Here is an 8054-nt window from a genome sequence, read left to right on the forward strand (position 1 = left end):
ATGACGTCGCAGAATTCCATTCGGATCGCTGCTGCATTGATGAGCAGGAGCGATGGACGTGTCCTGCTGGTCAGGAAGAAGGCCACCGAAAGCTTCATGCAGCCCGGAGGAAAGATCGAGACCGGTGAGCATCCGCAGGCCGCGCTGAGGCGCGAATTGTCGGAGGAGCTCGGGATCGATATCGATCCGAGCGAGATGACCTATGTCGGGCGATACACGGCGCCTGCCGCGAATGAGCCGGGCCGGCAGGTCGATGCGGAGGTTTTCCGTATCGTCATTGCGCATCCGGTCGCTCCGGGAGCCGAGATCGAGGAGATTCTCTGGCTCGATCCGTCCACGCCTGAAGCAGTAAAACTCGCGCCCCTCACGCGCGACAAGCTGCTTCCGCTGTGTTCGTGAATCCCGATTGCGCTACGCTCCATCCCGGCTAGGAGGGCTTCGCTTTGGACATCTCCTGCAGCAGCGCCATCGCCTCATCGGCCCTGTCAGCGGGCACGAACAGATGATCGTGATGGAAGGCCGATACGGCGTTCACGCTGATGCCGGCGTCGGCCAGTCGCGCCGTGATGGCCGCCAGAAAGCCTACCGCATCGAGCGCGGAGTGGACTGTCAGCGTGATCAGGCGCGAGGCAAACGCGTGGCGTAAGCCTGACGCCTCGGCTTCTTCGCGCAGGATCACCAGCGTGGTGCCTTCCTGCTCGTGGAACGTCAGCAGCGGATCGACTGTCGCGGGAATGCGCTCGCCGGGTGGGATCGTGCAGAACACGAACGTGCCGGGCTGCATCTCCGGCTTCATGTTTCTCAATAGCGCGTTGAGGTCGCGTTCGCCTGTCACGGTGCCAGCCCCTGGGCGGGCGGGATCGTTTGAGCCCTTGCGAAGCTATCGACGCCGGAAGCTGTTTGAGCCATGGCCAACATACCTTTGTATATCTCGTCTAATCTTTCTCATACGCTGACCTTACGCTGGTACAATTGAGCGACGGCGGGAGATTCTTACAATTTGAGTCCACTCGGGTCACTGCGAGGAAGCTCAAATGAACGTCGTCATTCAGAAGCTCAACGGCTTGTGGCACCTCATTGTCGGGTCTAGTCAGATCCGAACTCCGTTCCTGGAAACTCAGGATAGGCAGTTGGTCGTTCAGTATGCCAGGCGCGTCTACCCGGGCGCACGGATCTTCGAACGCGACTGAGTTGAGCAGGACTCGATCACTCCCGCTCCTTCTCCGGCCCATCATAGGCAATGCCGCGGATCACCGCGGCGCTGCCGAACTTCTTGCGCAGGCTGTCGACGGCGCGTTCGGCATGGGCGGCGCGGCGGTCGAGCATGTCGGTGTCATCGGCGGGCGAGCCTTCGCGCAATGCGCTGACGCCGGCGCCCATCAGGCGGAAGGCGGTGCCGTCGATCTCCTTAGCCAGCATCTCGCGGCAGATCGAAAAGATCTTTGCGGCGAGCTGCGTTGGCGCTGCGATCGACTGCGAGCGCGTGCGCTGGCGGAAGTCGGAGGTCTTCAGCTTCAGCGTGACGGTCGAGCCGGCGAGCTCGCTGCTCTTGAGCCGCGACGACGTCTTCTCGCAGAGGCGCCAGAGAATCTTCTCCAGCGTTGCGAAATCGCGGATGTCGGTTTCGAACGTGGTCTCGCTGGAGATTGTCTTGGCGCCGCGATCGGCCTCGACGCGGCGGTCGTCGATGCCGCGGGCAAGCCGCCACAGCCGGCGGCCGTCGCTCGGAAATTGCCGCATCATCTCGATCTCGTCGGCCTTCTGAAGGTCGGCGATGATGCGGAAGCCGCGCTGCACCAGACGTTCCTGCGTCGCGGGGCCCACGCCGAAGATGAAGCCGACCGGTTTCTCCGCCAGCATCAAACGCGCTTCCTCCTGATCGAGTGCGGCAAAGCCGCGCGGCTTGTCGAGATCGGAGGCGATCTTGGCCAGGAACTTGTTGCAGGACAGGCCGACCGAGACGCTGATGCCGATGTCGCGTTCGACGTTGCGGGCAAACCGCGCCAGCACCTTTGCCGGGATCATGCCGTGAACCCGCTCGGTGCCGGAGAGGTCGAGGAAGGCCTCGTCGATCGAGAGTGGCTCGACCAGCGGCGTCAGCGCCTGCATGGCCTGGCGCACCTCGCGGCCGACGCGCACGTACTTCGCCATGTCGGGGCGGATCACGATCGCGTGCGGGCAGGCTTCCAGCGCCTTGAACATCGGCATCGCGGAGCGGACGCCATAGGTGCGCGCGATGTAGCAGGCGGCCGACACGACGCCGCGTTTTCCCCCGCCGATGATGACGGGCTTGTCGGCGATGTCAGGATTGTCGCGCTTCTCGACCGTGGCGTAGAAGGCGTCGCAATCGATATGGGCGATGGTCAGGTTCGAAAGCGCACGGTGGCGGACGAGGCGGGGAGAACCGCAAGCGGAGCAGCGCCGCACGCCCAAGTTCTGCACGTCAACATCCAGATCGGCCAGGCAATCCCGGCAGAAGCAGCGGGGCCCGGCCGCCTCCGGCACGCTCACGGCACGTCGCGCTCCCAGGTCCGGTCGCCGAGCGCGTCGCCCAGCACCTGCCGCGCTGCGGCAACGTTGGTCGGATGCAGCTCCGAGGCCGTGGCAAAGGCCTTCACGGTCGCGTCATCGCGCAGCACGAAATCGAGGACGCTGAGGAGGAAATTCGGGTCCGAGGCGGCGTTCCGCAGGGTCTCCGGGCCGACACCTGTCTCGGCCAGGAACAGGCCCAGCCGCTCGGGCTCGCCCGCGACAAAGGACAATGCCTGAATCGCAACGATTTCAGCGACTTCGCGGGGGTTGTGAACAGGCTTTTTCAAGGGGCCGGTTTGCCTTTCCGTTAACTTTCAGTGTCTACTTTGGAATATGCCCGAGTCTCGCGCCTGAGTCTTGCGACCCCCGACAAGCAACTGGAAACCACATCGCAGAAAGTGGCCCCTCGGGTTTAACGAAACTAGAGCGAATCTGAGGCTAGTTTGAATCCAGTTTTCGAAGCGCCGGGGAGCGGCGCCTGAGGCGTCACATGTATCGGGCTTCGTGCCAATCAGGAGGACGGGATGGCTAAGACCGTCCTGATCGTGGAAGACAACGAGCTCAACATGAAGCTCTTCCGCGACCTGTTGGAGGCGCACGGCTACCAGACCACGGGCACCAGCAACGGCTACGAGGCGCTGGATCTCGTTCGGAAGATGCGGCCCGACCTCGTGCTGATGGATATCCAACTGCCGCAGGTTTCGGGCCTGGAGGTGACGCGCTGGATCAAGGACGATCCGGAACTGCGCGCCATTCCCGTCGTCGCGGTCACGGCGTTCGCGATGAAGGGCGACGAAGAGCGCATCCGCGAGGGCGGCTGCGAAGCCTATTTGTCCAAGCCGATCTCGGTCGGCAAATTCATTGAGACGGTCCGGCGTTTTATCGGATAGGAAGTGAGTTCAAAGTGTCCGCGCGTATCCTAGTTGTCGATGACGTTCCTGCCAACGTCAAACTCCTCGAAGCCCGCCTGTCCGCCGAATATTTCGACGTGATGACCGCCTCGAACGGCACCGAGGCGCTGGCGATCTCCCGCCGCGCCGAATGCGACATCATCCTGCTCGACGTGATGATGCCCGACATGGACGGTTTCGAAGTCTGCCGCCGCCTGAAGACCGATCCGGCCACGCACCACATCCCCGTCGTGATGGTGACGGCGCTCGACAGCCCGTCCGACCGCAACCGCGGGCTCGAGGCCGGCGCCGACGATTTCCTCACCAAACCCGTCTCCGACGTCGTGCTGATCGCGCGCGTGCGCTCGCTGACGCGACTGAAGATGATGACCGACGAGCTGCGCATGCGCGCCATCACCTCGCTCGAGATCGGCATGCAGGCGCCGGAGCGCACTGCGGTCGCCGACACCGGCAAGGGCGGCCGCATCCTCCTGGTCGACGACCGCCAGTCCTCCTATGAGCGGCTGGCAACGCTGCTTGCCGCCGAGCACACCGTCGACGTCGAGCCGAACCCGACCGAAGCGCTGTTCCACGCCGCCGAGGGCAATTACGACCTGCTGATCGTCTCGCTCGATCTCAACAATTTCGACGGCCTCAGGCTATGCAGCCAGGCGCGCTCGCTGGAGCGCACGCGCCATGTGCCGATCCTGGCGATCGCGGACCCCGAGAACTCGACGCGGCTGCTCCGCGGCCTCGAGATCGGCGTCAACGACTATCTGCTGCGCCCGATCGACAAGACCGAGCTGCTGGCGCGCGCCCGCACCCAGATCCGCCGCCGCCGCTACACCGATCACCTGCGCGACAACGTGCAGAACTCGATCGAGATGGCGATCACCGACGCGCTCACCGGCCTGCACAATCGCCGCTACATGGAGAGCCATCTCGCGACCCTCGCCGAGCAGGCCGCGACGCGCGGCAAGCCCCTGGCGCTGATGATCCTGGACATCGACTATTTCAAGTCGATCAACGACAATTACGGCCACGATGCCGGCGACGACGTGCTGCGCGAATTCGCGGTGCGCGTCCGCAAGTCGATCCGCGGCATTGATCTGGCCTGCCGCTACGGCGGCGAGGAGTTCGTCATCGTGATGCCGGAGACCGATCTCCATGTCGCCGGCATGGTCGCCGAGCGCCTGCGACGCTCGATCGCGGGCGAGCCGTTCTCGATCCACAAGGGCACCAAGCGCATCGAGGTCACGATCTCGATCGGGCTGACCACGCTGGAGCAGAAGGGCGAGGCGGTCGCCGACGTCCTCAAGCGCGCCGACACCGCGCTGTATCGCGCCAAGCACGACGGCCGCAACCGCGTGGTGTCGCAGGCGGCGTGAGGCCCGCTCGCACAAAAAGTGCGAAAACAACCCCATGCACAGTCGCCGACGCTAGTCGGATCAATGACTTACGCGGACGGCAACGCCGTTTGACTCGTCGGGCAAGACAGGAGCATTTTGGTAGGATCAAGAAATGGGGCTGGTGTGGCGCGAAGCTCCCTCCACAAGCTCCGCTGTCATTCCCCGCGCAGGCGGGGAATCCAGTACGCCGCGGCTTCTCGCTTCAATCACAACCGCCTCTGGAATACTGGATCACCCGCCTTCGCAGGTGATGACACCGTAAGGTACGGCGACAGCGATTATTGTGGCGCGCGCTTGTGCCGCTTCACCTGCTTCACCGTACCATCACCACCATCCCCCACATCCACCCCCGCATTCCGCAGCAGCACCGTCGCGGCTTCCTTCGCGGCGCGCGCCATCGCGGGGTCGTCGCGGACGAGGTCTTGGGCGATGGAGCCGTCGACGAGCAGCACGAGCTGGGTTGCCAGCGCGTCCGCATTGGCAACGCCGAGCTCGCTCAGCCGCTCGCGAAACCAGGCGCGGCGGCTTTCCTTGAAGGCGACCGCGATCTTCTTCACGGCGCGGTCGTGAGGACCGAGCTCAGCGACCGCATTGACGAACGGGCAGCCGCGAAAATCCTTGGCCGCAAAGCGCCGCTCCAGCGAATCGAAGGTGGCGAGGATCTGCTCGGCCGGCGGCTTGTCGGACGGACGCGGCTGCACGAACCGGCGCTCGAGGTAAGCCGCGATCAGCGCGTCCTTGGAGGGGAAGTGGTTGTAGAGCGTGCGCTTGGAGATGCCGATCTCGGCCGCGATGGTGTCGACGCCGATGGCGCGAATGCCTTGCAGATAGAACAGCTTGTCGGCGGTCTCGAGGATCCGCTCTTTCATCGTCTGTGGAGTCGTCGGGGGAGCCATGCGACAGCGCGCGTCCTCTTCGCTTGACAGCCTGCACCTTCCATAGCCTAAGTACACAGGTCTGTGTAACCAAAATCAACTGATATTGCAGACGCCGGTGCGCGCGCCGCGCCGACGAGGGAGAAGAACATGCCCCTGTTGCAGGTCCTGCGTCCGACATTGCCCATCCTGATCGGCGCCTCGATCATGCTGACGCTGAGCATGGGGCTGCGGCAGAGCCTCGGCATCTTCATGCAGCCGCTGACGCATGACATCCACATTTCGATCTCGGATTTCACTCTGGCGCTGGCCGTCCAAAACCTCGCCTGGGGCTTCCTCCAGCCGCTCGCGGGCGCGATGACCGTGCGCTACGGCTTCCGCCCGATCATGATCGTGGGCGCGCTGATGTACATCGCGGGCCTTGTGCTGATGGCAACCGCGAACGGGCTCGTCAGCATCATGATCGGCGCCGGCGTGCTGATCGGGACGTCGCTGGCCTGCACGGCGGCCGCGATCGCGATGTCGGTGGCGGCGCGCGCGGTGCCTGAGACGGTGCGCTCCACCGTGCTCGGCATCGTCTCCGGCGCAGGCTCGCTCGGCGCGCTGTTGTCGGCGCCGATCGGGCAGCTGCTCAATGAAGGCTTTGGCTGGCGCATCGGGCTCGCCGGCTTCGTCATCATGTCGGTGCTGATGATCCCCGCCGCCTGGTATGCGGGACGCGTCGACGGGATTCCGCTGCCGAAACCGTCCGCCGACGACATCGGCGATGCCACGGCCGCGACGGCTGCGAAGACGGCGTTCGGCAATGCCTCCTTCGTGGTGATGACCTGCGCCTATCTCGTCTGCGGCATGCAGCTCGTGTTCCTGACCACGCATCTGCCGTCTTACCTCGCGATCTGCGGTCTCGATCCGATGCTGAGCGCGCAGACGCTCGGCATGATCGGCGGCTTCAACGTGCTGGGCTCGCTGTTCTTCGGCTGGGCCGGCCAGCGCTGGAACAAGCTGGCGCTGCTGGGCGCGATCTACATCCTGCGCTCGCTCGCGCTCGCCTGGTACTTCATGCTGCCGGCGACGCCGTTCTCGACGTTGCTGTTCGGCGCCATCATGGGCTTCCTGTGGATGGGAGTAGGGCCGCTGGTGGCAGGCGCGGTCGCCGAGATGTTCGGCCTGCGCTGGCAGGCCATGATCCAGGGCCTTGCCTTCATGAGCCACCAGATCGGCAGCTTCCTCGGCGCTTACGGGGGAGGGGTGCTGTATGACGCGCTCGGCTCGTACACGATGGCCTGGCGCATCGGCGTGGCGCTGGGCCTCGCCGGCGGCATCGTGCAGGTCGCATTCGCGCTGACCCGGCCGTCGCAACCGCCGGCGCCGGTGCTGCGGACGGCTTAACCGGACGCGAGGCTCACGGTTTTGGCGCGCATCGGCGACCCTGGGAGTCGCACGTCGTCCGACGCGGAGCTTCCTGCCTGAACCTCACGCGCGGGTTGATATCACAATAGGTGTTCGACCGGCCGGACGCCGATGCCAGGCACTGCTCTCTCGTCTCATACATGCAGTCGCCGGAATAGCCGAGCTCGCCACCGAAGACGCACCAGGGATAGTCGCGTTGAGCGTTTGCGGCGGACGAAAGCCCCACCAGCATGAATACAACGAGCAAAGCGAGTCGCATTCGACCCTCCATCATGTAATGCGGACAGATCATAGAGCATTCTGAAAACAATTGGGGCCTGAAAGGAGCCGGTCCAGCTTTGCGGGCCGTTGCCGCCGGCATTGTCCAGATCGCGCTTGCGCTGATCAGGCCGACTGCGCCGCCGCTGCCGGTGCTGCGGACGGCTTGAAGATTCAGAGCTCGGTATCTCACCGTCACCCTGAGGTGGCCGATTCTTCAGCGGCCCTCGAAGGGCGACGGCCCGGCCGATGCAGCGGGGGCCGTTTCATCCTTCGAGGCTCTCAGCGCAGTGCAAATGCACCGCGCTGTTCGCACCTCAGAGCCTGACCGAAAAAGGTGAGCGGCTTAAGCGGGCCTGTGATTCCTTCGGATTTGCAAAGATTCGAGGGAGGACACCATGCCGTGGACCAAAGCCGCTCGTATCAAGTATCAGCGCAGTGGACTGCGTTACACAAGTGATCTGACCGATGCAGAGTGGGCGTTGATCTCCCGGAAGATGCCGCCGCGACGGCGATTGGGCCGGCCGCGGGAGGTTAATCTGCGCGAGATCGTGCAGGCGATCTTCTATATTCTGTCGAGCGGCTGCCAGTGGCGAGCCTTGCCGAAGGAGTTCCCGCCATACTCGACGGTTCAGGGCTATTTTTACGCTTGGCGCGACACGGGTAGATGGCAGGAGATC

The 8054-nt window shown here is 64.2% G+C and carries 10 protein-coding genes; 5 read left to right on the top strand and 5 right to left on the bottom strand.

From position 1 onward, the window contains the following. The gene (locus BM118_RS38935; RefSeq protein ID WP_092193176.1) at window positions 1–399 is read left to right on the top strand and encodes an NUDIX hydrolase; all 399 of its coding nucleotides are present in this window, start codon (window positions 1–3) and stop codon (window positions 397–399) included. A gap of 28 nt (window positions 400–427) precedes the next feature. Here BM118_RS38935 and BM118_RS38940 read toward each other — a convergent pair whose 3' ends face one another. The 3 genes from BM118_RS38940 to BM118_RS38955 all read right to left on the bottom strand — a co-directional run bounded on the left by BM118_RS38940 (window position 428) and on the right by BM118_RS38955 (window position 2819). After that, window positions 428–835, bottom strand: coding sequence for an ACT domain-containing protein (locus BM118_RS38940; protein ID WP_092193178.1), 408 nt, complete (start codon window positions 833–835; stop codon window positions 428–430). A 371-nt stretch (window positions 836–1206) separates the two neighbouring features. After that, entirely contained in the window at window positions 1207–2511 is a 1305-nt protein-coding gene (locus BM118_RS38950; RefSeq protein ID WP_092193182.1) for a DNA polymerase IV, read from the bottom strand. After that, window positions 2508–2819, bottom strand: a complete 312-nt coding sequence (locus BM118_RS38955) for a DUF3572 domain-containing protein (RefSeq protein WP_011087883.1) — start codon at window positions 2817–2819, stop codon at window positions 2508–2510. The genes BM118_RS38950 and BM118_RS38955 overlap by 4 nt, the downstream gene beginning before the upstream one ends. A gap of 237 nt (window positions 2820–3056) precedes the next feature. Here BM118_RS38955 and BM118_RS38960 point away from each other — a divergent pair, with 237 nt between their 5' ends. Both BM118_RS38960 and BM118_RS38965 read left to right on the top strand, forming a co-directional pair. Continuing rightward, complete coding sequence (locus BM118_RS38960) at window positions 3057–3422, top strand: response regulator (protein WP_027547216.1); 366 nt, start codon at window positions 3057–3059, stop codon at window positions 3420–3422. A gap of 14 nt (window positions 3423–3436) precedes the next feature. Beyond that, a complete protein-coding gene (locus tag BM118_RS38965) occupies window positions 3437–4810 on the top strand; it encodes a PleD family two-component system response regulator (RefSeq protein WP_092193184.1) in 1374 nt (457 codons plus the stop codon). A gap of 299 nt (window positions 4811–5109) precedes the next feature. Here the strand turns inward: BM118_RS38965 and BM118_RS38970 are convergent, their stop codons facing one another. Continuing rightward, window positions 5110–5727, bottom strand: a complete 618-nt coding sequence (locus tag BM118_RS38970) for a TetR/AcrR family transcriptional regulator (RefSeq protein WP_092193186.1) — start codon at window positions 5725–5727, stop codon at window positions 5110–5112. A gap of 129 nt (window positions 5728–5856) precedes the next feature. Between BM118_RS38970 and BM118_RS38975 the strand changes: the two genes are divergently transcribed. After that, the gene (locus tag BM118_RS38975) at window positions 5857–7095 is read left to right on the top strand and encodes an MFS transporter (protein WP_092193188.1); all 1239 of its coding nucleotides are present in this window, start codon (window positions 5857–5859) and stop codon (window positions 7093–7095) included. 13 nt (window positions 7096–7108) lie between these two features. On the opposite strand, the gene BM118_RS38980 is transcribed toward BM118_RS38975, so the two are convergent. Further along, the gene (locus BM118_RS38980) at window positions 7109–7477 is read right to left on the bottom strand and encodes a DUF3551 domain-containing protein (RefSeq protein WP_349529992.1); all 369 of its coding nucleotides are present in this window, start codon (window positions 7475–7477) and stop codon (window positions 7109–7111) included. A gap of 295 nt (window positions 7478–7772) precedes the next feature. Here BM118_RS38980 and BM118_RS38985 point away from each other — a divergent pair. Continuing rightward, window positions 7773–8054 (top strand): transposase (locus tag BM118_RS38985; RefSeq protein ID WP_143099493.1); only part of this gene is annotated, 282 nt, incomplete at its 3' end.

The organism is Bradyrhizobium sp. cf659 (assembly GCF_900113725.1).
In the GTDB taxonomy this organism is placed as follows: Bacteria; Pseudomonadota; Alphaproteobacteria; order Rhizobiales; family Xanthobacteraceae; genus Bradyrhizobium.

Bases quoted from the DNA above. Each gene is read 5' to 3' on its own strand.
- BM118_RS38935 (WP_092193176.1), top strand. From the start codon at position 1: ATGACGTCGCAGAATTCCATTCGGATCGCTGCTGCATTGATGAGCAGG.
- BM118_RS38960 (WP_027547216.1), top strand. From the start codon at position 3,057: ATGGCTAAGACCGTCCTGATCGTGGAAGACAACGAGCTCAACATGAAG.
- BM118_RS38970 (WP_092193186.1), bottom strand. From the start codon at position 5,727: ATGGCTCCCCCGACGACTCCACAGACGATGAAAGAGCGGATCCTCGAG.
- BM118_RS38975 (WP_092193188.1), top strand. From the start codon at position 5,857: ATGCCCCTGTTGCAGGTCCTGCGTCCGACATTGCCCATCCTGATCGGC.
- BM118_RS38980 (WP_349529992.1), bottom strand. From the start codon at position 7,477: ATGCCGGCGGCAACGGCCCGCAAAGCTGGACCGGCTCCTTTCAGGCCC.